The following is a 24,916-nucleotide window of genomic DNA, read 5'->3' as shown; positions in this document are numbered from 1 at the left end:
ATGGAGGCTCTTCATGAGCGCTGTCAACACGCCTGCAGATTTCACCGACTACAAAGTCGCCGACATGTCCCTCGCTGCCTGGGGCCGTCGCGAAACCTTTATCGCCGAATCCGAAATGCCAGCCCTGATGGGTCTGCGCCGCAAGTACGCCGCTGAGCAACCACTCAAAGGCGCGAAGATCCTCGGCTGCATCCACATGACCATCCAGACTGCCGTGCTGATCGAAACCCTGGTTGCCCTGGGTGCCGAAGTACGCTGGTCGTCCTGCAATATCTTCTCGACTCAAGACCAGGCCGCCGCAGCTATCGCCGCTGCCGGTATCGCGGTTTATGCCTGGAAAGGCGAGACCGAAGAAGAGTACGAGTGGTGCCTGGAGCAAACCATCCTCAAAGATGGCGCGCCTTGGGATGCCAACATGATCCTCGACGACGGCGGCGACCTGACCGAGCTGCTGCACAAGAAATACCCGGCGATCCTGGACCGTGTCCACGGCGTCACCGAAGAAACCACCACCGGCGTACACCGCCTGCTGGACATGCTGGCCAAGGGCGAGCTGAAGATCCCGGCCATCAACGTCAACGACTCGGTGACCAAGAGCAAGAACGACAACAAGTACGGCTGCCGTCACAGCCTGAACGACGCCATCAAGCGCGGCACCGACCACCTGCTGTCGGGCAAACAAGCCCTGGTGATCGGCTACGGTGACGTGGGTAAGGGTTCTTCCCAGTCCCTGCGCCAGGAAGGCATGATCGTTAAGGTCTCCGAAGTCGACCCGATCTGCGCCATGCAAGCCTGCATGGACGGTTTCGAAGTGGTTTCGCCGTTCATCGACGGCGTCAATGACGGCACCGAAGCGAGCATCGACAAAGCCCTGCTGGGCAAGATCGACCTGATCGTGACCACCACCGGTAACGTGAATGTTTGCGACGCGAACATGCTCAAAGCCCTGAAGAAGCGCGCCGTTGTCTGCAACATCGGTCACTTCGACAACGAGATCGACACCGCTTTCATGCGCAAGAACTGGGCATGGGAAGAAGTGAAGCCGCAGGTACACAAGGTTCACCGTACCGGCGCTGGCGATTTCGACCCGCAGAACGATGACTACCTGATCCTGCTGGCCGAAGGCCGTCTGGTTAACCTGGGCAACGCAACCGGCCACCCGAGCCGCATCATGGATGGTTCATTTGCCAACCAGGTACTGGCCCAGATCTTCCTGTTCGGCCAGAAGTACGCCGACCTGTCGCCAGCCCAGAAAGCCGAGCGCCTGACCGTGGAAGTACTGCCGAAGAAACTCGACGAAGAAGTGGCCCTGGAAATGGTCCGCGGCTTCGGCGGCGTAGTGACTCAACTGACCAAGACCCAGGCCGACTACATCGGCGTGACCGTCGAAGGCCCGTTCAAGCCGCACGCTTACCGCTACTGATTTGCCTGTGCCCGCTCTCTATCTTAAGGGGAGCGGGCTTTATGTGGGAGCGGGCTTGCTCGCGAATGCGGTGTTTCAGTCAACTTATTCTTCACTGACATACCGCATTCGCGAGCAAGCCCGCTCCCACATTGGCGGTGTACACACTCCGGCTTCTGAGTTTCAAAGGGTATGACAATGTCCCAAGACCGTCGCTACAGCTTCGAGTTCTTTCCCACCAAGACCGATGCTGGGCATGAAAAACTGATGGCGACTGCCAAACAGTTGGCAAGCTACAACCCCGACTTCTTCTCCTGCACCTACGGCGCTGGCGGCTCGACCCGTGATCGCACGATCAACACCGTGTTGCAGCTGGAAAGCGAAGTCAAAGTTCCCGCCGCGCCGCACTTGTCGTGCGTGGGCGACAGCAAGGACGACCTGCGCGGCCTGCTGACCCAATACAAACAAGCCGGCATTCAGCGCATCGTCGCCCTGCGCGGCGACTTGCCCTCCGGCATGGGCATGGCCAGCGGCGAGCTGCGCTACGCCAATGACCTGGTGAGCTTCATCCGTGAAGAAAGCGGCGATCACTTCCATATCGAAGTGGCGGCTTATCCGGAGATGCATCCTCAGGCGCGCAATTTCGAAGACGATCTGCAGAACTTCGTACGCAAGGCCAACGCTGGCGCCGACAGCGCGATCACTCAGTACTTCTTCAACGCCGACAGCTACTTCTATTTCGTCGAGCGCGTACGGGCCATGGGTGTGAACATCCCGATCGTGCCGGGCATCATGCCGATCACCAACTACAGCAAGCTGGCACGTTTCTCCGACGCCTGCGGTGCCGAAATCCCACGCTGGGTGCGCAAGCAACTGGAAGCCTATGGCGACGACGTCAAGAGCATCCAGGCGTTCGGCGAACAGGTCATCAGCGAAATGTGTGAACGTTTGTTACAAGGTGGCGCGCCGGGGTTGCACTTCTATACCCTGAACCAGGCTGAGCCGAGCCTCGCTATCTGGAACAACCTTAAACTGCCACGCTAAGCCGGTTTAATAGCAGTTCCCGGCCCTCGTTATCACGGGGGCTTTTTTCGTCTACATGTCCCCGGAAAGGAAGCCAGCAGTAAATGAATACAGCGTCCCCGACTCCTCGCCCCCAGCTGATTTACCTGGTATTCGGCGCCGAGACCTACCATCAGGAAGCCGTATTCAGCATCGCCAGTGCCGTTGCCCAACTGGGCGGGCCTCAGGATATGCCGTTAGACATCCAAGTGTTCAGCGACAACCCGGCCCCGTACCGTGGCTTGCCAGTACAGGTCCACACATTGGACAGCGCCACGCGACAACGCTGGAGCGAACCCCACGGCTACCATTTCCGTACCAAACATGTGCTGTTGCGTCAGGTGCTGGAAACGGCGGAACTGGCGCTGCTGATCGACACCGATACATTTTTCCACGACTCGCCCATGGCATTGTTCGAGCGCGTAACACCGGGCACCGTGCTGTGCAACGCCTTCCAGGCCAAGTATGGCGACAACCGCGAAAGCGTACTGTATGAAGCCCTGGCCAAGTACCTGGCCGACAAAGGCCTCGCCGACGATGATATGTGGCTGCTCAACTCAGGCGTGATGGGCTTGACCCGGCAAGACGCGCACATTCTGGACCGTTCGATCGAGTTGATGGATGAGCTGTTCCCCATGGCCCACGGCGCCTACACCCTCGAAGAGTTCTGCCTGTCAGTAGCCGCGTACCGCACGCTCAACGTGCGCCAGTGCCCGGACCTGATCCATCACTATTGGAGCCGCAAGCAGTTGTTCCGGGCCAAGGTCAAGGCGTGGGTAACCAAGCATGCCGCCGACCCTCTCTGCACCCAGGCCCTGGCCGATACACGCAAGGTCTCCGCCCACCTGCCCCGCCCACCACGCTTGCAGCGCCTGATGTACAAACTGATCACCCTAGCGCTGCCCAAGCGCAAGCAGCAGTTCATCCGTGAGATTCTCTACGGCTGCTACGAGCACGAAAATGAATTCGACAAGGCCTGCGGCCCAGTTTGGTGGGAAAAAGCCCTTCAAAACCAGGAAGAACGCCAGAAATGCCCGGTGGACGCACACCAACTCGAACACTGGTTCGCCAACCCCGTGGTGCGCCTGATTCTGGGGGAGCGACGCGCAGCCATCTATGAACACCTGATGACCTCGCCCACAAAATAGAGCGGCCCGCAGAAGCTTAAGCCAGAGCTTCTCTTTAACGCACGGGCGTCGTAACCTCAGGGCATGCCTGTCATTCTGAAGCTGTTGATCGCCGCGTTTTTCACTTGCCTGAGCCTGGCCGCTTACGGCGAGAAACTGCGCATTGTCACCGAGCCCTGGGCGCCTTATGTGTATGAAGAAGACGGCGCCATGCACGGGCTGGATTACGAAACGACGGTGATCGTATTCCAGCGCCTGGGGGTCGAAGTGCAATGGCAGTTCCTGCCCTGGAAGCGCTGTCTGGCCATGCTTGATCAAGGCCATGCCGATGGCGCGCTGGATATTTTCCACAGCCACGACCGCGACGCCCTGCTGCTGTACCCCAGCGAACCGCTGTCGGAAGTGGAGTTCGTAATGTTCTACGCCAACGACCGTCCGCATCAGGTCCAAAGCCTCGACGACTTGCGTGGCCTCACAGTCGGCACGTCACCAGGCTACCTGTACGGATTACCCTTCAGCGACTCCACCTTATTCAACCGCGAGCCGGCCCCCAGCCATGAAGCCAACTTCGGCAAATTATTGCTGGGGCGCATCGACCTTGTGATCACCGACCGCCGGGTTGGCCAGCACGTGATCAAGACACTGGGCCTGGAAGGCAAGGTCAGCCAGGCCCCCGTTGTCGTCAGCCGCCAGCAGCAGTACCTCGCCGTACGTCGTGGCGCAGGCATGGACCTGCTGGTGCAACGCTTTGCCGCCGAGCTCAAACGCTTCAAACAGGAGCCGGCCTACACGGCATTGAGCGCCAAATATGGTGGATTCGAAGCGATTACGGCGTCCGGACACACCGTTGAGCAGCAGGAAAGCGGCGCACCGTGATTGCTCTGCTATACTCCGGCCTTCCCGCCAGGCTTACGCCCGGCCGCTGAGGTCTTGAAAAAGGCACCCAACCCCGCTACTGCGCAGCTTTCAGCCCGCGCGAGCCGGTGGAGTGCCCGCCAGACGCAGCAGGACCGGACGGGATTGCGCTCCCCTAAGCGCCATTCACGCCCGGCAAGATTATCCCTTTGGGCCAAGCCCTAACTAAAACAGGATTACTCATGTCCTTTGCTTCCCTCGGTCTCTCCGAGGCTTTAGTCCGCGCCATCGAGGCAGCGGGCTATACCGAGCCTACTCCGGTGCAACAGCGGGCCATTCCCGCCGTGTTGCAAGGTCGCGACCTGATGGTTGCGGCTCAGACAGGTACTGGTAAAACCGGCGGCTTCGCCCTCCCGATTCTGGAGCGGTTGTTCCCCAACGGTCACCCGGACAAATCCCAGCGTCACGGCCCGCGCCAACCACGCGTACTGGTTCTGACCCCTACCCGCGAACTCGCCGCCCAAGTGCACGACAGCTTCAAGCTGTATGCCCGCGACTTGAAGTTCGTCAGCGCCTGCATCTTCGGCGGCGTCGGCATGAACCCACAGGTTCAGGCCATGTCCCGTGGTGTTGACGTGCTGGTGGCATGCCCTGGTCGCTTGCTCGACCTGTGCGGCCAAGGCAGCGTCGATTTGTCCCACGTGGAAATCCTCGTGCTGGACGAAGCCGACCGCATGCTCGACATGGGCTTTGTCCATGACGTGAAAAAAGTCCTCGCCCGCCTGCCGGCCAAACGTCAGAACCTGCTGTTCTCGGCAACGTTCTCCCAAGACATCACCGCCCTGGCCGGCAAGCTGCTGCACAACCCGGAGCGCATCGAAGTCACGCCGCCGAACACCACGGTCGAGCGTATCGAGCAACGCGTCTTCCGCTTGGCCGCCAGCCATAAGCGCTCGCTGCTGGCCCACCTGATCACCCACGGTGCGTGGGAGCAGGTGCTGGTGTTCACCCGTACCAAACACGGCGCCAACCGCCTGGCTGAATACCTGGACAAGCACGGCCTCACCGCCGTCGCCATCCACGGGAACAAGAGCCAGAACGCTCGCACCAAAGCCCTGGCTGACTTCAAGGCCGGCAGCGTACGCATCCTGGTAGCGACCGATATCGCCGCACGCGGCCTGGATATCGACCAGTTGCCACACGTGGTCAACTTCGAGCTGCCAAACGTCGACGAAGACTATGTGCACCGTATCGGCCGTACTGGCCGTGCCGGTCGTTCGGGTGAAGCCATTTCCCTGGTTGCACCGGACGAAGAAAAACTGCTGAAAAGCATCGAGCGCATGACCAAGCAGAAAATCGCCGACGGCGACCTGATGGGCTTTGATGCCAGCGCTGTAGAGGCCGAAAAGCCTGAAGTGCGCGAACGTCCTGACGTGCGTAACCCACGCAACCCACGCGGTCCGAAGGGCGATGGCCCGAACGGCGGCGGTGGTGGCGGCGGTCGTCGCGACAAAGGCAAAGACAAAGGCGGCAAGGAAAAAGCGCCAACCAACGGCCGTGGCGAACGCCCAGCCCGTGAGCAGAAGCCTCGTGAAGGTACCCCGGCCCGTGAACAGCGTCAGCCGAGCCAACCGCCGCGCGCTGCAGCCGACCGTGCCCCGGACGAGTTCCTCGACGACGACGTGGATAACTTCGGTAACCGCGTCGACTACGTGCCACAGGCCAAACCGGCCCAAGGCCGTGGCCGTCGTCCAGGTGCCCCAGCACAGGGCGCCGGCGCAGGCACTGGCGCACCCCGCGGCGGCCAGCCACAGGGCGCACGCCAGAACGGTCCGCGCAACAGCAGCGGCGGCACCACCGGCACCCCGCCTGCCAAACGCAGCGGCCCGCGTAGCGGTGCACCGCGTGACGGCCAGGCCCGCCGCGAAGATTCGCGCAGCAACAACCGCCGCCCAGCCCGTGACGACCAGCCTCGTTCGTCCGAGCCAGCCGTGCAAAACCCGCGCGGTGGCCCAGCGCCGAAGATCATCCACAAGGAGTCGAAAGCTGACCGCTTCCCGACACCTGAGCAGTTGGATCAACTGCCAGGCCGCCCTCGTGGTGAAAAACCAGCGCTGCTGACTCGCAACCGCTGAGTTTCAAAGCTCCATAAAAAATGCCCCGCCTCTTTCGAGACGGGGCATTTTTTTGGACTCAACAAAAAAGAATGAGCCCTGCTGTGGGCAGAAATTACTTCTGCTTAACACCTTCCAGCGAGATGTCCAGGTTAACAGTCTGCGAAGACGGGCCCGGGCCTTTGATGCCGAAGTCGTTCAGGTCCAGCGTAGTGGTGGCGTTGAAGCCCGCACGCTCGCCGCCCCATGGATCCTTGCCTTCACCGTTGAAGGTAGCCTTGAAGGTCACAGGCTTGGTCACGCCGTGGAACGTCAGGTCGCCGGTCACGTCGGCAGTTTTTTCGCCGGTGGATTTAACAGCGGTAGATACGAACTTGGCGTCAGCAAACTTGGCAACGTCCAGGAAGTCCTTGCTGCCGATGTGCTTGTCACGCTCAGCGTGGTTGGACCACAGGCTGGCGGTTTTCACGTCGACGGCGATTTTGCTGGCTTCAGGCTTGGCGGAATCCCAGCTGAACGTACCATCCCAGTCCTTGAAGGTACCGTGGATGTAGCTGTAGCCCAGGTGGCTGATTTTCCAGTCGATGAAGGCGTGTTGGCCTTCCTTGTCGATTTTGTAGTCAGCGGCCATCACCTGACCTGCAGACAGCAGCGCTGTACCGATTGCCAGAGCGGCGAGGGTCTTCTTCAACATGCTTTATATTCCTTGTGAGTCGAGGTTGAACATCAGGCTTTGCGCCCCAGCATTCGCGTGAGGGTCGCATCACGATCGATAAAGTGGTGTTTCAACGCAGCCACGCCGTGCAAGCCGGCGAAAACCACGAGCACCCAGGCCAGGTACAAATGCACCAAGCCCGCGTTGTCTGCCTGGTCCGGTAGACCGGAAACCACGGCAGGAATTTCAAACAGGCCAAACACCGGGATACCGACACCATCGGCGGTGGAAATCAGGTATCCGGCAATCATCACGGCAAACAGCCCGAGATAAAGGAACGCGTGGCCGAACGCGGCACCGATGCGGGTCAAGCGGCTGTAACTGGCCAACGGCGGTGGTGGCGGGCTGATCAGGCGCCAGACGATACGCACCAGCATGATGGCGAACAGCGTGATGCCAATGCTCTTGTGCAGGTCCGGCGCGTCTTTGCGCCAGGCGCTGTAGTAGTCGAGCCCAACCATCCACAAACCCAGGGCGAACAGACCGAACACAACCAGGGCCACACCCCAGTGCAAAATCATACTGACCCAGCCATAACGGGCCGGTGAGTTACGTAGCTGCATGTACTTAATCCCGTAAGAGCTGCGCCCAAGACTAGCGATTTACCTATCGAATTAAAGCGGAAAATTTTGCTTTGAAATATCGAGAAATACGATCTAGAGCGTATGCACAATAAGTTAACCAAGGATTAAGGACTATCCCTAACAAACGTGACAGTCCGTCCCGCGTTTACTCCGAATTCCCCACAATGGCTTGTGACCCAGGCCTCCATTGCATAGGCTTGCGCGATTGTTTCGCCTGCGCCGCTCGCAGGACCGCTTCGAGGAGATCACCGATGGGCTTGAACAACCAGTGGATGCAACGCGACCTCGCCGTGCTGTGGCATCCCTGCACCCAGATGAAAGACCACCAGCAGCTGCCGCTGATCCCGATCAAGCGCGGGGAAGGCGTCTGGCTGGAAGACTTCGAAGGCAAGCGCTACCTCGACGCTGTCAGCTCCTGGTGGGTCAACGTGTTCGGCCACGCCAACCCACGCATCAACCAACGCATCAAGGACCAGGTCGACCAACTGGAACACGTGATCCTCGCCGGCTTCAGCCACCAGCCGGTGATCGAACTGTCCGAACGCCTGGTCGCGATGACCCCCGAAGGCCTGACCCGCTGCTTCTATGCCGATAACGGTTCGTCGTGCATCGAAGTCGCGCTGAAGATGAGCTTCCACTATTGGCTCAACCGCGGTTTGCCGAACAAAAAGCGCTTCGTCACCCTGACCAACAGTTACCACGGCGAAACCATCGCTGCGATGTCGGTGGGCGACGTGCCGCTGTTTACCGAAACCTACAAGGCGCTGCTGCTCGACACCATCAAGGTGCCAAGCCCGGACTGCTACCTGCGCCCCGAGGGCATGAGCTGGGAAGAGCACTCGCGCACTATGTTCCTGGCCATGGAACAGACCCTGGCCGACAACCATGACACCGTCGCCGCCGTGATCGTCGAGCCACTGATCCAGGGCGCAGGCGGCATGCGCATGTACCACCCGGTGTATCTGAAGCTGCTGCGCGACGCCTGCGACCGCTACGGCGTGCACCTGATCCACGACGAAATCGCCGTGGGCTTCGGCCGTACCGGCACGATGTTCGCCTGTGAACAGGCCGGCATCCGTCCGGACTTCCTGTGCTTGTCCAAGGCCCTCACCGGCGGTTACCTGCCGTTGGCGGCGGTGGTCACCACAGATGATGTCTACGACGCCTTCTACGACGACTACCCGACCCTGCGCGCGTTCCTGCACTCCCACAGCTACACCGGCAACCCGCTGGCGTGCGCGGCGGCCCTGGCGACCCTGGATATATTCGAAGAAGACAACGTCATCGAAAACAACAAGGCCCTTGCCCAGCGTATGGCAACCGCCACTGCCCACCTGGTCGATCATCCCCATGTGTCGGAAGTGCGCCAGACCGGCATGGTATTGGCCATCGAAATGGTCCAGGACAAGGCCACCAAAACCGCCTATCCGTGGCAGGAGCGCCGTGGTTTGAAGGTGTTCGAGCATGCCCTGGAACGTGGTGCGCTGCTGCGGCCATTGGGCAGCGTGGTGTATTTCCTGCCGCCGTATGTGATTACGCCGGAGCAGATCGACTTCCTCGCCACCGTTGCCAGCGAAGGCATCGATATCGCGACCAATAGCAAGGTCAGCGTCGCCGTGCCAAAAGACTTCCACCCAGGCTTTCGCGACCCGGGCTGATGGTTCCTACCTAAATTCTTCAGAGAACAGACATGAGACTGTCCCGCTTTTTCACCGACACCCCGCTGAGCCTCGGTGACCATGAACTGCCAGAAGCCCAGGCGCATTACATCAGCCGAGTGCTACGCATGGTCGAGGGCGACGCCGTGCAATTGTTCGACGGCTCCGGCCTGGAGTTTCGCGGCACATTGCTGGAGGTCGGGAAAAAACGCGTCACCGTACAACTCACCGAAAGCTTCACGGGCCAGACCGAATCGCCGCTGCACATCCACCTGGGCCAGGGCCTGTCCCGGGGCGAGCGCATGGATTGGGCAATCCAGAAAGCCACTGAACTGGGGGTCAACGAAATCACCCCGATTTTCAGCGACCGCTGCGAAGTGCGACTCAAGGACGAACGCGCTGACAAACGCCTGCTGCACTGGCGCCAGGTGGCGATCAGTGCGTGCGAGCAATGCGGGCGTTCGACGGTGCCGGTGATTCACCCACCGCTGTTGCTGGCGGACTGGCTGAAGCAGGTCGAGGCGGATCTGAAGCTGGTGCTGCACCCGGTGGCAGAGCCGATGGTCAGCCATGCCAAGCCTGCGAGCCTGGCGTTTCTGATCGGGCCGGAAGGCGGGTTGACTGACAATGAAGTCGACACCGCCCAAGCGGCCGGCTTCCATTCCGCCCGTCTCGGCCCACGGGTGCTGCGTACCGAGACCGCGCCAGTGGTAGCGCTGGCCGTCGCCCAACAACTCTGGGGCGACTTCTAGCCCACAGCTGCAAAACGATCGCAATGTGGGAGGGACTTGCTCCCTCCCACATTTAGATTCGGTTACCCCTTCTTACTCCACCGGATCACTCACCGGCTTGGCAATAATCGCCTTCAACTCGCTGGTCATCGGGAATTCCAGGTTCAAGCCCTTGGGCGGAATCGGCTGTTCAAACCAGCGCTGGTAAATCCCGTTGATCTCCCCCGAGCGGTACAGGTCGCCGAGGGCCTCGTTGACCACCGCAAGAAACTGCGGATCGTCCTTGCGCACCATGCAGCTGTAGATCTCCCGCGACTGCTCCTCGCCCACCACCACCCATTTGTGCGGGTCCTTGGCTTTGGCGCGTTCGCCGTAGAGGAGCGCGTCGTCCATATAAAACGCCACGGCGCGGCCCGTCTCCAGCATCTTGAACGCTTCGCCATGATCCTTTGCGCTGATCACGAACATATTGGTTTTGTGCTCGGCGTTGTAGCTCTTGAGAAAACGTTCGTTGGTGGTGCCGGCGGTGGTCACTACGTTCTTGCCGGCAAGGTCGGTGAATCCTTTGATGCCGCTGTCTTTAGCCGTCAGCAACTGGCCTTTCACATAAATAAACCCATAGGAAAATGCCACCTGTTTCTGGCGCTCAGCGGTCACTCCGGTGGAACCGCATTCCAAGTCAACGGTGCCGTTCTGCACCAGCGGAATTCGCGTCTGGGACGTCACGAGGTTGTACTTCACCTTGAGGTCGGCCACTCCGGTTTTCTGCTGAATGCGCTCGACAATCTTGCTCGACAGGTCCACCGAATAACCCATGGGTTTGCCGCTGTGATCCCCCACATAGGAAAACGGCACCGACGCATCGCGATAGCCCAGGGTGATGGACTTGGCGTTGGCGATCTTGCTCAACGTGCCGTTCAGCGCCGGTTCATTTGCCTGAACCTGAGCCCCAAACAACAGCCCCACGGTACAACCGGTCAACAGGATTTTTTTCATTGTTCTACTCCGTTGGTTATTTACGTACAGCGATGACACTGATTTCCACCAACACACTCGGTCGCGCCAGCTCCGCCTGCAGGGTGGTTCGCGTGGGCGCCATCCCCGGCGACAGCCACGCCGACCACACCTCGTTCATCGGCGCAAAACCGGTGCCGATGTCTTTGAGGTAAATGGTCGCATTGAGCAGATGGTCCTTGTCGCTGCCCGCCTGGGCCAGCAACCCGTCAATTTTGGCCAGCACTTCGCGGGTTTGTGTCGCGACATCCTGACCGTCACCCGGTACCTGACCCGACAAGAACACCAAGTCCTTGAAAGTCACGGCACCAGAAAGACGCTCGTTGCTGCTGATTCGATTGATGGTCATGGTTACATCCTCAAGCGGCGCGGGGCGTCAGGCCCTGCATATCAATGGAAAGGGCGTGCCGACCGATCAGCTCGGCCAACAGTTGGCCGCTGCCGCATGCCAGGGTAAACCCCAGGGCGCCGTGGCCCAGGTTCAGCCACAGGTTGCGATAAACGCTGGCGCCAATCAGCGGCACACCGGTAGGCGTGGCCGGGCGCATGCCGGCCCACTCGACCGCACGGGCATAGTCGCCGCCCAGAGGGAACGTCTCGACCGCCTGGCGCTTGATCAGGGCCAAACGCTTGGGCTCCAGGCCCGCGTCGAAACCGACGATATCCACCATCGCCGCCACCCGCAGTTGTTCACCGATGCGCGCGTAGACGATCTTGCGGTCGTAGTCGGTGATGCTCACATTCGGCGCCTGGTGCTGCGGGCCAATCGGTACGCTCAGGCTGTAGCCCTTCAGCGGATACAGCGGCAGCGAAAGCCCCGGCAGCCCCAACTCGGCGCTGCGATACCCCGCGGCCAATACCAGGTGCTGGACCGGCATCACTTCATCCGCCAATTCGATGGCTTGTACCGCGCCGTCCGCGTGACGAATCCCGGTCACCTTGCGCCCCAGCAAAAATCGGCAGCGCCCAGAGGCCTCAAGCCGCGCCGCCAATCGTTGGCAGAACGCGTGACAGTCCGCGACTTCCTCGTTCGGCGTGTAGATGCCGCCGACAAACCCATCGCCCGCCAGCGCAGGCTCCAGCCGCGCGCAATCGGCGGCGGACCATACCTGCTGCTGCAAAATATCCGTGACCTTGCTGCGCGCATGCGCGAATGAACGGCTATCGCGGAAAGTCACCAGCTTGCCATTGCGCCGCCAGTCGAAACCGTCCAGGTGGTCATCCTCGCGCCATTGCTGCAACGTGCGTTGGCTCAAGGAGGCCAAGCGCAGCAGGTGCTCCGCATTACGCTTATTCACCGAACCTCGGCATGCGCCGATAAACGCCGCCATCCAACGCCATTGCTGGGGATCGAGGCGTGGGCGCAATTTCAACGGAGAGTCACCGCGCACCAGCCAGCCAAGCGCTTGCAGCGGCACTCCGGCATCAGCCAACGGCGCGACATAGCGGTAGGACAGTTGCCCGCCGTTGGCGAAACTGGTTTCGCTGCCCAGTCGGTCGCGAGCGTCGATCACCGTCACTTCATGGCCGGCACGCACCAGCGCATACGCACTCGCCAAGCCAATGACTCCACCGCCAATGATGCAAACCTGCCTGGCCATCCCCGCCCCCTCGCCATCGATTAAGTAGGCTCAAGCGTAGGGGCAGGTGACAGGCCGCCGACAATGAATAAAGATGGCTCACCTATAAACAAAGGTTATGGACTTGCCATGCGCCTGCGTCATATCGAAATCTTCCAGGCAATCCGCCAGACCGGCTCCGTCAGCGCCGCCGCGCAATTGCTGCACGTGTCGCAGCCGGCGGTAACCAAAGTGTTGCAGCACGCAGAGCTGCAACTGGGCTTCCCATTGTTCCTGCGCGTACGCGGCAAGTTGCAGCCCACGCCGGAAGCACTGGCGCTGGAGAGTGAAGTGGAGAAAGTCACCGCGAGCCTGCAAGGGGTGCGGCGTCTGGCCAAGAGCTTGCGTCGTGCGCCGGGGCAAAGTGTGCGCATCGGCGCAACCCCCGCCCTGGCACTGTCGCTGCTGCCGCCGGCGATTCTGGAATGGAAGCGCGACTACCCGGACATGGCCTGTGAACTGTCCAGCGACCATAGCCGCGAACTGGTGCAAAAGTTGTTGATGCGCGAGATTGATCTGGCGCTGACGCTCAACTTCTCCGGCCATCCAGGGTTGACCACCCAGGTTTTGGCGAACGGTGTGCTGGTGGCGTTGGCGTCCAAAGGCTATTGGCCGGAGACTGAGCTGCATCAGCCCCTGCCATTGGCCGACTTGGCGGGCGCGCCGCTGATTGGCCTGTCCAGCGCCGACCCGCTGGCGGCAAAACTCGACAGCTACCTGGAGAATGTCGACCCTGCGCCCCGGGTGACGATCTCGGTGCAAACCTATTCGCTGGCGCGCGCGATGGTGGAGTCCGGCGCGGGGTTAACGGTGATCGACCCGTTCACCGCGCTGGGCGCCTCGACGGACACCACTTGCATCCGCACGCTCACCCCGCCGCTGCCGATCACCCTGTATGCCCTGACCCGCGCCGACGGACCGCCGCCGCATATGCTGGCCAATCTGTTGGAGATCTTGGGTAAGCGGTCATGCGAGTTGTTGGGACGCATCTAAGGACATCGCCCCTCTCATTCAAAGCACGTAATGCATGATCGCCACAAAGTGCAGCAGGCTGCCGCCGATCACAAACAGATGCCAGATCCCATGGGAATGCCGCAGGCGGTCCTCCAGGGCAAAAAAGATAATGCCCACGGTGTACAACACCCCGCCCGCCGCCAGCCAGGTAAACCCCGCCGTCCCCAGCGCGGCGATCAGCGGCTTGACTGCCACCAGCACGATCCAACCCATCACCGCATAAATCACAATGGACAGGATGCGCGCCTCAGAGCGCGGCTTGATCTCTTGCAGGATGCCAATCACCGCCAGCCCCCACACGATGCCGAACAGCGTCCAGCCCCACGGGCCGCGCAGGGTCACCAGGCAAAACGGCGTGTAGCTGCCGGCGATCAACAGGTAGATCGAAAAGTGATCGACCTTCTGCATGATCTCTTTTCGCCGACCTTGCACGCTGTGGTACACGGTCGACGCGCTGTACAGCACCATCAACGTAAAGCCGTAAATCGCCACGCTGACGATCTTCCAGGGGCTGCCATCCAGGCTCGCCACCACCAACATCCACACGGCGCCAATACACGCCGCGACTGCACCGAGCAAATGGCTCCAGGCGTTGAATCGTTCCCCGTGGTACATGTGTCACCGACCTCCTGTAACCGTTAACAGCTGGCGGCAAGCCTCCCGCCTTGGGCATAAGAGTGCAAGCGTCGCATGACGTTCCGGCGACGCCGCGCGGTTTTGCGGGCACAATCGACGGCATTCGAACAAGAGCCCACGGCCATGCTGATCGACGAAGAATTCACCCTCAAAAAGCTGGAAATCTTCCTGGCGTTCATGCGCACCGGCAACCTGGCCCGCGCCGCTGCCGAACTGCAAACCAGCAATGTCAGCGTGCACCGCGCCATCCACTCGCTGGAAAATGCACTGCGCTGCCCGCTGTTCAAACACGAGGGCCGCAACCTCACCCCGCTGGAAAGCGCCTACGTCCTCGAAGAACGCGCACAGAAACTGGTGGCCGATGTGGTCGACAGCGTGCGCCTGACCCGCGAAGCCGCCGGTTTCTCGGCCGAGCGCTTCAAGTTGGGCTCGCTGTATTCGCTGACGGTCAAGACCGTGCCGCAACTGATCATGGGCCTGAAGATTCGTCGCAGCGAGCTCAATATCGACCTGATCCTGGGTTCCAACTTCGACCTGCTCTACAAGCTCAAGAACATGGAAGTGGACGCGATCCTGATCTCCCTCGATGAACAGGCCAACGACCCCGACTGCGAGCAGATCGCGCTGTTCTCCGACGACATCTTCCTCGCCACTCCGGCGGATTCACCCTTCGACCGTGATCACGAAATCGACCTGGCCGACGTGCGCGACGCGACCTTCATCACCCTCACCCAAGGCTTCGCCACCCACCAGGATGGCAACCGAGTGTTCAAGCAAGCGGGGTTCGAGCCGAAGGTGGCGATGCAGGTCAATGACATCTTCACGCTGTTGAGTATGGTCAGCTCAGGCGTGGGCTATGCGTTGTTGCCGGGACGGATTGCGGCGGTGTATGAAAACCGCGTGAAGCTGATACCGCTGCAAGCCAGGTATCGATTGCAGCAGCAGATCGGCGTGGTGTTTCTGAAAGCCAAGGAACGTGACCCAAATTTGCTGGCGTTGTTGGCGGAGTGTCGGATGTATGCCAATCGGCAGGCTTGAGATAGCCATTGGGGGCAAGCCCCCTCCCACACTTGAATGTGTTCGCAATTCAAAATGTGGGAGCGGGCTTGCCCCCGATGAGGCCCAACCAGACAACACAACTTCCGAAGCTAGCCAACCAACCCACGCACAATGAAGTACAGCAGCGAAGGCCCAAGCAAACACCCAAGTCCGGTGTGGAACGTGGCCGTCAATGCACCATAAGGCACCAACCGTCGGTCCGTTGCCGCCAGCCCAGCCGTCACGCCGCTCACGGTGCCGGCCAAGCCACCAAACACCATCGCCGAACGCGGGTTATCCAAGCCCATCCAACGCGCCGCCACCGGTGTACCGACCATCACCAGGATCGCCTTGATCAACCCGGTCGCGATGGACAGCGCCATCACATCCGAGGTCGCGCCAATCGCCGCACCGGTCACCGGGCCGACGATATAGGTCACGGCACCCGCGCCGATGGTGGTCATGCTGATCGCGTCGCGATAGCCAAACACCCAGGCCATGCTGGCGCCGACGATAAACGGCAGGATCGTGCCCAGCAGCAGCGCAATCACACCGATCATCCCGGCTTTGCGCGCTTCGGTGGCTTGCACCTCAAACGCCGTGGCAACGATGGCGAAGTCGCGCAGCATCGCGCCGCCCATGAGGCCGATACCGGAGAACAGCGCCAGGTCCGCCAGGCCTTTTTGCCCGCCGGTAATGGTGCCGCCGACCCAGGCCAGGATCAGGCCGATGACGATGGCAATCGCCGAGCCATGGATACGCCCGAACGTCAGGCGCTTGGACAGCACCACAGAAATCCACATCACCACGCCAACAAAGGCAAACGCGGTGATCAGGCCGTTATGTTCCAAACCTTTTTCGATGAGGTCCCACATATCAGCGACCTCCCGCAGGCACGATCAACGGCTCTTCGGCGGGCAGAGGCTCGCCCTTGTGGGTACGGCTGATCAAGGCAATGGTGCAACCACAGACCACCACCGAACCAATGGCCGCCAGCACCGCGACCGGGCCGCCGTGCAAGGCGGTCACGACGTTTTGTTGCGCGGCCATCGCCACCACCACGGGGATATACATCGCGCCCCAAAAGCCGACGCCCATCTCGCATTCCTTGGTCATGCCGCCGCGTTTTTGCATCCACAGGCGGGCGCAGATCAGCAGGATCATGGCGATGCCTACTCCGCCCACGTTGGATTTGACGCCAAGCAACACGCCGAGCATGTCGCCCATGATCACGCCTGCAAGCGTGCAGATCGCCAGCAATGCCACACCGTAAATAATCATTGTTGTTGTCCTCGAAGTGCTCGATCGAAATTGTTGTTTTTGTGATTCGACAGCCTTGGGTAGTGCTTTATCGGTGGCGGCGCTCCTCCTCTTCCAGCAGGGCCTGCAAGGTATCCAGGCGTGCGCCTTCACAGGCGATCACCGTGCCTTGTTCGAACACGCGGCGTGACAGGCCGGTGAGCACGGCGCCCGGGGGCAGTTCGATTTGCAGGCGCACGCCGCGCTCATAGGCGCTTTGCACGGTGCCGCGCCAGTCGACAACGCGGCACATGTTGAAGGCCAGGTCGTCGCAAAGGTGTTCGGGGTTGTGGATCGGCCGCGCGCGGGTACTGCTCAGGTAGGTGATGCGCGGCGCCTTGAGCGGGACAAACGCCTGGGCCAGGGCCTCGGCCGGTTGCTCCAGCAGCGCGCAATGGGACGGCACACTGACGGCCAGGCGCTTGGCGATGCCATTGCCCTTGATGCGCGCGGCAACACGCTTCATGGCCTCGTCGCTGCCGGCGATCACGCTCTGGTTATCGGCGTTGATATTGGCCAGGTATACCGGGGTTTCGGGGCTGTGGATGTCGGCGAGGATGTTTTCGACGGTGGATAACTCCACGCCGATGATCGCGGTCATGCCGTAGCCGTGTGGATAAGCGCTTTGCATCAGTTGGCCGCGCAGGCTCACAAGCTTTACCGCATCGGGAAAATCCAGCGCACCAGCGATGACCGCAGCCGGATAGGCACCGATGGACAGGCCCGCCACGTAATCCGGGGTGCGATCCAACAGACGGGCGTGGGCAACGCCGGCAATCAACAGACACAGTTGCACGGCGCGGGTACTGGCCAGGGCTTGCGCGGAATCGAGCAGGCGCACGTCTTCGCCCAGGGCATCGCTGGCTTCGGCCAGGATGTCGGCAGGCAGCGCCTGGAGCATGCCCATGCGCTGAGCACCCTGCCCCGGAAACACCAGCAGGCTGCTCATGCCACATCCTGCCAGGGGTCGATTACAAGGTGCGCACCGCTGGTGGTTTTGAGTAATACGCGGCGGGATGGCCCGGCCCACTCGCGCAACGCGACGGCGCCGAACGGGGTTTGTATTTGCAGGTCTACGCTACACACCGCCTTATCCAGTCGTTCCAGAAGAGCCCGCGCGTCATTGCGATCCAGCGGCTCAGGCGCGCGCAGGATCAAATCCAGATCACTCTCAGCATGCAGCGCCTCAATGCCGGTCGCCAACTCAAAACCCGCACTGCCGCTGACGCCCCAGCTTGTCTGGGCCAGCACCGGGCGCAACTGCTGCAATGCGTGCAACGCAGGTAAATCCCGCGTCGAGATCACGGCGCGCAACGCCTCCGGCACCACACGCCGACGCACCGCTGCAATCGGCATCACGGCGGCAAAACGCTGTTCGCGCAAACGTCCACGCACGCCGACCGCCACCTGGCCCGGCTCGGCGAGCGCGCGACGCACCACTACCGGGTGACCGGCGCTGATCGCGTCCACCGCCCAGGCCGGTGCGTCGATGGGCAGATGCGCCGGGCTCATGCCCCAGAGCAGGTCGTGCGCGTTCACCATTGCTCCCGCAACAACTCGCGCACGTGGCTGGAAGCGGTGCGATTAGTGGCGCCGAGGCGTCCGCTCAAATCAGGTGTGCCAATGTCCTTGATTGCACTCACCAGACATTCACTGACCCGCACCACATCGTCCGCTGTCGGTTGTTCAATCTGGCTCACCGACAAGGTCTCCCACAGCAATCCGAGGCTGGCATAGCTGTCGATGTCATAGGCCATGGGCGGCACGCTGGCGGCCAGGGCTTCCAGCTCTTCGACACTGCGCAGGGTCACCCGCGCAGCCGAGGCCTTGCCCATGGCGTGCACCATCACACCGGGATCGCGCAGGGCGATCAGGCGGTTGGCTTGGTAACCGTGGGCCAGGAACGCACCGGACATGGCCTTGCCCACCAGCAACGCAATCACCGGGTGGCCGGCGAGGCGAGCGCGGGCATAGCTGTCGGCGGCAGCGGCCAGGGCCTGATGGATGCCGAGAGCCTCTTCGCGACGGCCGTAGGCTTGGCTGGGCACATCGACGATGGCGATGATCGGGCGCTTGTCGCCGCGGGCGATGGCTTCATCGACGGCCTTGGCCAGGCCCCAGCCTTCGAGCAGGCCGACTTCGCCATTGCGCGCCCGAGGGAAGCGGTTTTGCGCGTCAGTCACCACGGCGACAAAGCGCACCTTTTGCTCACCCAATACACCGTCGGCAACCCTCAGCGACGCGGGCAAACCGTCTACAGGTGGAGCGCCGGCGCTCAATGCGTTGAACCACTGCAAACCTCTCATGAGCGTTCTCCTTGATACAGCTCGCGCACCGTCGCCGGGTCGATTTGCGGTACAGCGTCCAGCTCGGCCAAGCGTGTGAGGTAATAATCAGCCTGGCGACTACGTTGTTGGGCGGGCACGCCTTGCTGCAGCAACGCGCTGACCGTCTGTTGGATCTGCGCCACATCGTCGGCCACGTAACGGTCGGCCAGGCCGCTGTTGAAACGTTGCTCGCCACCCGTGAGGCTCCAGATAAAGGGACGGTCGCGGGAGTCGTATTCTTCCAACCCGGCTTCCTGTTCGATCACCTGCGGGCCATTGAGGCCCAGGCGCGCTTCGCGGGTCACGACGAGGTAGCTGCACAGCCCGGCCGCGATGGACATGCCGCCGAAACAGCCAACGCTGCCCGCCACCACGCCGATCACCGGCTGGTACTGGCGCAGGTCGACAATCGCCGCGTGTATATCGGCAATTGCGGCCAGGCCGAGGTTGGCTTCCTGCAAGCGCACGCCGCCGGTTTCCAGGAGCAGCAGCGCGCGGGTCGGGATGCCCTTGCGGTTGTCCTCAGCTGCCAACTCCAGGGCGCCAGCGATTTTCGCACCGCCCACTTCACCGAGGCTGCCGCCCTGGAAGTTGCCCTCAATGGCCGCAATCACCACAGGCAAGTCGCCGATGCTGCCCTTGGCGATCACCACCCCGTCATCGGCCTGGGGTACCACACCTTGACGGCTGAGCCAGGGCGACATGACCCGCTGGAACGGGTCGATCAGTTCGCGAAAGGTGCCGGCATCCAACAAGGCCTTGGCCCGCTGCCGCGCACCCAGTTCCACGAAGCTGTGTTTAGCGAGCAAGTCAGTCATGGCCGATCTCCTCGAAACCCTGCTCCAGGCGCAAACGCACCACGCCGGGGGTGGCGCCGAAGTCGTGGATATCAATGTTCAGGGCGGGTGGTGTCTGTTCTTGGAAGATGCGTTCGAACAGGTGCTGCCAGCGTTGTTCGGCGCCATTCACCGAGGTCTGTACCTGAATGGTCAACGTGCCGGCCGTACCCGGTTCCAGCAGCACTTCCAGGTCGCCCGAGCCGACGCAACCCACCAGCGCACGGCCTTTTGGCGGCTGCCCGGCGGGGAATTCAAAGGATAAGGTTTCCATCACAACGCTCCGTCGAGGCGGTCGATAAACAGGCAGGCGGCCAACAGGTCGGCGGCGCCACCGGGGGAGGCATTCAGGGCCAGCAGTTGGTGGTCCAGCTCATGCAGTTGGCGGCGCCCGGCGAGGCTAGCGCTGCCGCCAGCATCGAGCACGGCCTGAGCGCCGCGCTGCATGGCATGCAGGCCTTCCAGGCCGGCGCGATAGAGCACGCAGGTGTCGGCCAGGTCGGTCATGATCGCGAGCAAGGCGTCCAGGCGTGCGTTCTGTTCGCCGGCGTTTTGGCGGCGACTTTTGTGCAGTTGCGGCAGGCCGCGCTGCATCACCGAGGGGAAGCCAAGCTGCGCTTCTTCACGGGCACCGCGCGCGCCGTAGCGTTGCGCGACCTGGGCGCCGTGGCTCAGTGGCTGTGGGGCGTAGCGGTCGTTGAGCAGGGCTAATCTGGCCGCGTTCAGCGTTATAGCGCGGGGCTCCAAGGCTGCCGCAGCAGTGAGCAAGCCGAGCGCCCAGATCGCGCCGCGATGGGTATTCACACCCTGAGTGGTGGTGAGCATCGCTTGCTCACCCTCACGGCCAATACGACCGAGGGCTTCGCGCAGAGGCAAGCCGACCTCACCGATTTCAATCGCCGCTTCGGCCATTTCCTTGAACATCGGCCATAACGACAGCGCCGAGGCGTGCATCAGCCCCAGGTGCAAATCACTGTGGGCGCCGTTGCCGCGACGGTCCACCAGGGCGGGTTTAGGCGACAGGTCGGCTTCATCGATCAGCGCATCGACGGCCATATCCGCCAGGCGATCCGCAAGACTGAGTTCATGCAGTTTGAGAGCGCGCATTTACCAGCTCCTGAATTTGGCGGGCGGGTTGTACAGGCCACCGGACCACTCCACCAGGTCGGCCACGCTTTTGGCGGCCAACAGCTCGCGGGTGGCGTCGGTGCGGCGGATGCCCAAGTCTTCGGGCAAGGCGATCAGGCCTTCGCGACGCATGCGTGCGGTGTCCTTCGGGTTGTGGCGCAGGCCGATGGCGGTCACCCCGGCGACGGCGGCGATCATCGCCTGGCGTTCTTCCAGGGAGCGCGCCTTGTACAGGTAGGCAATGCCTTCTTCGGTGAGCAGGTGGGTGACGTCGTCACCGTAAATCATGATCGGCGCCAGGGGCATGCCGCTTTTGCGTGCCACTTCCACGGCGTCGAGGGTGTCGACGAAGGTGGGTTTGCCGCCTTCCTGGAAGGTCTCGACCATCTGCACCACGAGCTTTTTGCCGCGCTCCAGCAGCGCAACCGGCGCATCGTCGTGACGCATATCCAACCACGCCGGCGTGCCATGGCGGCGACCGCGCGGGTCATGGCCCATGTTCGGCGCCCCACCGAAACCGGCGAGGCGGCCACGGGTAACGGTGCTGGAATGGCCGTCGCCGTCGACTTGCAGGGTGGCGCCGATAAACAGGTCAACTGCGTACTGGCCGGCCAATTGGCAGAACATCCGGTTGGAGCGCATCGAACCGTCGCGGCCGGTGAAGAACACATCCGGGCGGGCGGCGATGTAGTTCTCCATGCCCAGTTCGGTGCCAAAGCAATGCACGCTTTCCACCCAACCGCTTTCGATGGCGGGGATCAGCGTGGGGTGCGGGTTGAGGGTCCAGTTGCGGCAGATCTTGCCCTTAAGGCCCAGGGATTCGCCGTAGGTGGGCAGGATCAATTCGATGGCGGCGGTGTTGAAACCGATGCCGTGGTTGAGCGATTGCACATTGTGTTTTTCGTAGATGCCACGGATCGCCATCATCGCCATCAACACATGCACCGGTTTGATATGGCGCGGGTCGCGGGTGAACAGCGGCTCGATGTAGAACGGCTTGTCGGCCACCACCACAAAATCCACCCAACTGGCGGGGATGTCGACGCGAGGCAAATCGGTGACGTCATCCACCAACTGGTTGACCTGCACGATCACGATGCCATCGCTGAACGCGGCGGGTTCGATCAGCGCCGGAGTGTCTTCGGTGCTGGCGCCGGTGTAGATATTGCCGGCACGGTCGGCCATGAAACCGGCGGAGAGCACCACGTTGGGGATCAGGTCCACCACCAGCCGTGCATAGAGTTCGATGTAGGTGTGGATCGCGCCGATTTCCAGCAGGCCGTCTTCCAGCAACTGGCTGATGCGCAGGGATTGGGTGCCGGCGAAGGAGAAATCCAGCTTGCGGGCGATGCCCTTTTCAAACAGGTCCAGGTGCTCGGACCGCCCAACACTGGGCATGATCATGTGCAAATCGTGAAGCTTGGCCGGGTCGGCCTTGGCCAAAGAGCGCGAGAGGAAGTCGGCTTGCTTCTGGTTGTTGCCTTCCAGCACCACGCGGTCGCCGGGGAGGATCAGCGCCTCAAGCGCCTCGACAATCTTGTCGCTGGGCAGCACCGCGCCGTCTGCATACTTTTTGACCAGCCCGAGCCGCCGCTGCTTCTCGTCGCGCCGCCGCGTCCAGCGCGAGTCGGGGTTTATTGTTGTTGTCATGGTCGCTCCACGAGGTTAGCTGTCGTGAGGCTTACCTTAGGAGTGAATCCGTGAGCCATCAATCAAGCTTAGCGATGGATCGTTACGGTTAGAGTAATGGAACATCAGCAAACACTGACCTGAGCCCAAAGAAGATCAACATGTGGGAGGGGGCTTGCTCCCGATGGCGGTGGGTCAGCTAAGTGATGTTTCAACTGACACTCAGCCATCGGGGGCAAGCCCCCTCCCACATTTGCTCACTGATGTCTGTGAGAGTGCGGTCTCAAAAAAAGACTGATCAGTCCCTGCTTGGGACCTTTTCCAGCGAAGGGCTGACCTGTTCCAGCGCCCGATCCACCAACAACTGCCCCAACTCGGCCATTTGCTGGATCCCGAGCAAGATGGCGCGCTGGGAAGTGTCCAGGTCGAAGGCCAGGTTGCAGGTGAGTGCGTTGAGGGAGGACAGGGTTTCGCTGGCGTTGACCAGCAGGGTTTCGGTGTTTTGGTGGGGGTTTACGGTGAAGAGGTTTGCGGGAGGATTGGGGGTAGGTTTGACCATGATTTACAACGCCGATATGTGATGGAGGCTGCGCTCTTTCGCTTGCACGCGAATTAAGGTGGCAGCGGTGCGCCGGTGTGCAAGACCGGGCATATCGGACCCCGGCAGACCCCGAAGGATCTCCCACGCACAGCCGCCATAACAAATACAGCAGGCATAAAAAACGCCCGTTGAATGGCTATGGGCGTTGGTGCGCCGAAGACTAGGCGCGCGGACTGCACGCGACAAGTTCATGCACGGCCCAAAATCGTGCAGGAAAAATCCGAAGCCAGCAGGCCTACAACCTCATGTCGATGCTCACAGCCCCCAAAGCTTCAAGCGGGTAGCTGCGGTACTCATAAACGTCCCCACGGACAATGAGGTGGATGACTCCATCCACCTGGTTCACTTGCACATCAGGCTCTTTGGTTTTTAGAAATGGATGTGCCGAGACCAGTGACGTGAGTATTTCGCGATCATTACGCAGGTCCTTATGCACGTAGTACCTGTAGGAAAAGCCCACCGTCGCGCCGCCCCGCCCGTCACGCGCACCATAAATTGAGCTGCCATTGCCCAAGGAGTGTTTCAAAACCACTTCGTCCAGGTCAGGCGTACCGGATGACATGATCCAATTGCCCCCGATGTATATCAGGCAGGCCACCAGAAGACAGTTACGCAGGACCGGCAAGAGCCCCTTAGTAGCCCTGAGAAATTGCATACTCAATCCCCCTCTTTATCCAATATTGATCTCGGGGATCATCGCCAAAAGGGTCACCGCCCCACCATGATCCAAACTCCGGCTTGGTGGTTTTTGCGAATGTTTGAGCGACGCCTGCTGCCCGCAACAGAACAGGCTCGGGAATGCCGAGTTCCGTACCTGTCGCACCATAATTGAAATTACCAAAAAGCTTCGTACTGACGCCCTCGCTTCTTGTAGTTCCATGGACCGGCTGCACGAACCTGGGAATAAAACCACGAATAGGCGAATGCCGAGCCGGGCTTGAGATGAGTGCCCTTGCACTTGGCTGTCGCCATGTTTTCAAGTATTGAAACACCAGGCGGCATTAACGGTACGATCATTTTCGGGGCCTTGGTGGCAGTGAGGAGCGTAGAACTTAGCCACCGCGCTCAGGCCTGAAAACCCGATAAATCCAAATGCAGAACTCGCCGACAATAACCGCACTCCATTCCTACAAGATGTTCAGGTTGTTGCTCGGAACCTGTCTCTCTAGCCTTTTTTCGTCCAAGCCCACCACGGGCGACCATCGTGAATCCGAACTCTAAACCCAATCTGCGTATGCACAACCCACCTCACCCAGGCGAAATTCTGCTTGAAGATGTAGTCCCGGCCCTCGGTATTACTATCACCGAAATGTCCAGGCGCCTTGGCTTCGCCCGCGATACTTTTTCAAGGATCTTGCATGGCCACGCCCCCGTAAGCCCGGACCTTGCCGTCCGGTTGGAGCGAGTCGGCGTAAGTACTGCGCAGTTATGGTTATCGATGCAAAGCGCCTACGACTTGTGGCAGGCCGAGCATCGGGAGCAGCCGATGCTTGAGCCGTTTGCGCGGATTGATTAAGGAAAAATCCG

28 protein-coding genes are annotated in these 24,916 nt (G+C 61.1%); 10 read left to right on the top strand and 18 right to left on the bottom strand.

Going from position 1 to position 24,916, the window contains the following annotated elements:
* The first annotated feature begins 13 nt into the window (after positions 1-13).
* From ahcY to AB4N82_RS11950, 5 genes are all read left to right on the top strand, one after another.
* Positions 14-1,423, top strand: a complete 1,410-nt coding sequence (gene ahcY / locus AB4N82_RS11970; RefSeq protein WP_032884071.1) for an adenosylhomocysteinase — start codon at positions 14-16, stop codon at positions 1,421-1,423.
* Positions 1,424-1,600: 177 nt separating this feature from the next.
* Positions 1,601-2,446: a methylenetetrahydrofolate reductase [NAD(P)H] gene (gene metF / locus AB4N82_RS11965; protein WP_032884515.1), complete on the top strand. Its 846-nt coding sequence runs from the start codon at positions 1,601-1,603 to the stop codon at positions 2,444-2,446.
* 83 nt (positions 2,447-2,529) lie between these two features.
* Complete coding sequence (locus AB4N82_RS11960; protein ID WP_032884073.1) at positions 2,530-3,612, top strand: hypothetical protein; 1,083 nt, start codon at positions 2,530-2,532, stop codon at positions 3,610-3,612.
* 63 nt (positions 3,613-3,675) lie between these two features.
* The gene (locus AB4N82_RS11955; protein ID WP_122763918.1) at positions 3,676-4,467 is read left to right on the top strand and encodes a substrate-binding periplasmic protein; all 792 of its coding nucleotides are present in this window, start codon (positions 3,676-3,678) and stop codon (positions 4,465-4,467) included.
* 221 nt (positions 4,468-4,688) lie between these two features.
* Complete coding sequence (locus tag AB4N82_RS11950; RefSeq protein WP_032884076.1) at positions 4,689-6,581, top strand: DEAD/DEAH box helicase; 1,893 nt, start codon at positions 4,689-4,691, stop codon at positions 6,579-6,581.
* Between the two features lie 94 nt (positions 6,582-6,675).
* Here AB4N82_RS11950 and AB4N82_RS11945 read toward each other — a convergent pair whose 3' ends face one another.
* Together AB4N82_RS11945 and AB4N82_RS11940 are read right to left on the bottom strand one after the other, a co-directional pair.
* Positions 6,676-7,254, bottom strand: coding sequence for a YceI family protein (locus AB4N82_RS11945; protein WP_122756291.1), 579 nt, complete (start codon positions 7,252-7,254; stop codon positions 6,676-6,678).
* 32 nt (positions 7,255-7,286) lie between these two features.
* Complete coding sequence (locus tag AB4N82_RS11940; RefSeq protein ID WP_032884081.1) at positions 7,287-7,838, bottom strand: cytochrome b; 552 nt, start codon at positions 7,836-7,838, stop codon at positions 7,287-7,289.
* Positions 7,839-8,110: 272 nt separating this feature from the next.
* Here AB4N82_RS11940 and AB4N82_RS11935 point away from each other — a divergent pair, with 272 nt between their 5' ends.
* Together AB4N82_RS11935 and AB4N82_RS11930 are read left to right on the top strand one after the other, a co-directional pair.
* Positions 8,111-9,517: an adenosylmethionine--8-amino-7-oxononanoate transaminase gene (locus AB4N82_RS11935; protein WP_099601682.1), complete on the top strand. Its 1,407-nt coding sequence runs from the start codon at positions 8,111-8,113 to the stop codon at positions 9,515-9,517.
* Positions 9,518-9,549: 32 nt separating this feature from the next.
* Positions 9,550-10,269 (top strand): 16S rRNA (uracil(1498)-N(3))-methyltransferase, encoded by a 720-nt coding sequence (locus AB4N82_RS11930; protein ID WP_122763919.1) that lies wholly within the window; start codon positions 9,550-9,552, stop codon positions 10,267-10,269.
* Positions 10,270-10,341: 72 nt separating this feature from the next.
* On the opposite strand, the gene AB4N82_RS11925 is transcribed toward AB4N82_RS11930, so the two are convergent.
* Genes AB4N82_RS11925 through AB4N82_RS11915 form a run of 3 tightly spaced genes read right to left on the bottom strand, consistent with a single transcriptional unit; the run spans position 10,342 to position 12,863 of the window.
* The gene (locus AB4N82_RS11925; RefSeq protein ID WP_122763920.1) at positions 10,342-11,244 is read right to left on the bottom strand and encodes a transporter substrate-binding domain-containing protein; all 903 of its coding nucleotides are present in this window, start codon (positions 11,242-11,244) and stop codon (positions 10,342-10,344) included.
* A gap of 16 nt (positions 11,245-11,260) precedes the next feature.
* Complete coding sequence (locus AB4N82_RS11920) at positions 11,261-11,611, bottom strand: RidA family protein (protein WP_032884091.1); 351 nt, start codon at positions 11,609-11,611, stop codon at positions 11,261-11,263.
* 10 nt (positions 11,612-11,621) lie between these two features.
* On the bottom strand, positions 11,622-12,863 hold the full coding sequence (locus AB4N82_RS11915; protein ID WP_095185116.1) for a D-amino acid dehydrogenase: 1,242 nt from the start codon (positions 12,861-12,863) through the stop codon (positions 11,622-11,624).
* 108 nt (positions 12,864-12,971) lie between these two features.
* Here AB4N82_RS11915 and AB4N82_RS11910 point away from each other — a divergent pair, with 108 nt between their 5' ends.
* Positions 12,972-13,874 carry a LysR family transcriptional regulator gene (locus tag AB4N82_RS11910; RefSeq protein ID WP_122763921.1) on the top strand — a complete coding sequence of 301 codons (903 nt, stop codon included), beginning with the start codon at positions 12,972-12,974 and terminating at the stop codon, positions 13,872-13,874.
* 18 nt (positions 13,875-13,892) lie between these two features.
* Here AB4N82_RS11910 and trhA read toward each other — a convergent pair whose 3' ends face one another.
* Entirely contained in the window at positions 13,893-14,510 is a 618-nt protein-coding gene (gene trhA / locus AB4N82_RS11905; RefSeq protein ID WP_032884097.1) for a PAQR family membrane homeostasis protein TrhA, read from the bottom strand.
* 144 nt (positions 14,511-14,654) lie between these two features.
* Here trhA and AB4N82_RS11900 point away from each other — a divergent pair, with 144 nt between their 5' ends.
* Positions 14,655-15,569, top strand: coding sequence for a LysR family transcriptional regulator (locus AB4N82_RS11900; RefSeq protein WP_032884099.1), 915 nt, complete (start codon positions 14,655-14,657; stop codon positions 15,567-15,569).
* Positions 15,570-15,679: 110 nt separating this feature from the next.
* Here AB4N82_RS11900 and madM read toward each other — a convergent pair whose 3' ends face one another.
* The 12 genes from madM to AB4N82_RS11840 form a co-directional block, all read right to left on the bottom strand.
* Positions 15,680-16,444: a malonate transporter subunit MadM gene (madM, locus tag AB4N82_RS11895; RefSeq protein WP_032884101.1), complete on the bottom strand. Its 765-nt coding sequence runs from the start codon at positions 16,442-16,444 to the stop codon at positions 15,680-15,682.
* Position 16,445: 1 nt separating this feature from the next.
* Positions 16,446-16,850, bottom strand: a complete 405-nt coding sequence (gene madL / locus AB4N82_RS11890; RefSeq protein WP_027606068.1) for a malonate transporter subunit MadL — start codon at positions 16,848-16,850, stop codon at positions 16,446-16,448.
* Positions 16,851-16,917: 67 nt separating this feature from the next.
* A complete protein-coding gene (mdcH, locus tag AB4N82_RS11885) occupies positions 16,918-17,817 on the bottom strand; it encodes a malonate decarboxylase subunit epsilon (RefSeq protein ID WP_122763922.1) in 900 nt (299 codons plus the stop codon).
* A complete protein-coding gene (locus AB4N82_RS11880) occupies positions 17,814-18,410 on the bottom strand; it encodes a malonate decarboxylase holo-ACP synthase (protein WP_122763923.1) in 597 nt (198 codons plus the stop codon). Before AB4N82_RS11880 ends, mdcH begins: the two co-directional genes overlap by 4 nt.
* On the bottom strand, positions 18,404-19,174 hold the full coding sequence (gene mdcE, locus AB4N82_RS11875; protein WP_099601686.1) for a biotin-independent malonate decarboxylase subunit gamma: 771 nt from the start codon (positions 19,172-19,174) through the stop codon (positions 18,404-18,406). Before mdcE ends, AB4N82_RS11880 begins: the two co-directional genes overlap by 7 nt.
* Positions 19,171-20,013: a biotin-independent malonate decarboxylase subunit beta gene (locus AB4N82_RS11870; RefSeq protein WP_122763924.1), complete on the bottom strand. Its 843-nt coding sequence runs from the start codon at positions 20,011-20,013 to the stop codon at positions 19,171-19,173. Before AB4N82_RS11870 ends, mdcE begins: the two co-directional genes overlap by 4 nt.
* A complete protein-coding gene (locus tag AB4N82_RS11865) occupies positions 20,006-20,305 on the bottom strand; it encodes a malonate decarboxylase subunit delta (RefSeq protein ID WP_032884109.1) in 300 nt (99 codons plus the stop codon). Before AB4N82_RS11865 ends, AB4N82_RS11870 begins: the two co-directional genes overlap by 8 nt.
* Entirely contained in the window at positions 20,305-21,138 is an 834-nt protein-coding gene (locus AB4N82_RS11860) for a triphosphoribosyl-dephospho-CoA synthase (protein WP_122681978.1), read from the bottom strand. Before AB4N82_RS11860 ends, AB4N82_RS11865 begins: the two co-directional genes overlap by 1 nt.
* Entirely contained in the window at positions 21,139-22,809 is a 1,671-nt protein-coding gene (mdcA, locus tag AB4N82_RS11855; RefSeq protein ID WP_122763926.1) for a malonate decarboxylase subunit alpha, read from the bottom strand.
* 277 nt (positions 22,810-23,086) lie between these two features.
* The gene (locus tag AB4N82_RS11850; protein ID WP_122763927.1) at positions 23,087-23,347 is read right to left on the bottom strand and encodes a DUF6124 family protein; all 261 of its coding nucleotides are present in this window, start codon (positions 23,345-23,347) and stop codon (positions 23,087-23,089) included.
* A gap of 277 nt (positions 23,348-23,624) precedes the next feature.
* A complete protein-coding gene (locus AB4N82_RS11845) occupies positions 23,625-24,044 on the bottom strand; it encodes a hypothetical protein (protein ID WP_122763928.1) in 420 nt (139 codons plus the stop codon).
* Positions 24,022-24,282, bottom strand: coding sequence for a polymorphic toxin type 44 domain-containing protein (locus AB4N82_RS11840; RefSeq protein ID WP_241089546.1), 261 nt, complete (start codon positions 24,280-24,282; stop codon positions 24,022-24,024). The genes AB4N82_RS11845 and AB4N82_RS11840 overlap by 23 nt, the downstream gene beginning before the upstream one ends.
* A gap of 335 nt (positions 24,283-24,617) precedes the next feature.
* Between AB4N82_RS11840 and AB4N82_RS11835 the strand changes: the two genes are divergently transcribed.
* Positions 24,618-24,905 carry a HigA family addiction module antitoxin gene (locus AB4N82_RS11835; protein WP_122764045.1) on the top strand — a complete coding sequence of 96 codons (288 nt, stop codon included), beginning with the start codon at positions 24,618-24,620 and terminating at the stop codon, positions 24,903-24,905.
* The last annotated feature ends 11 nt before the right edge of the window (positions 24,906-24,916 follow it).

The sequence above is a fragment of the Pseudomonas sp. H1_D04 genome (genome assembly GCF_054683855.1).
Note: the sequence above shows the minus strand (reverse complement) of the source record. Positions and strands in the feature narration are given on the sequence as shown.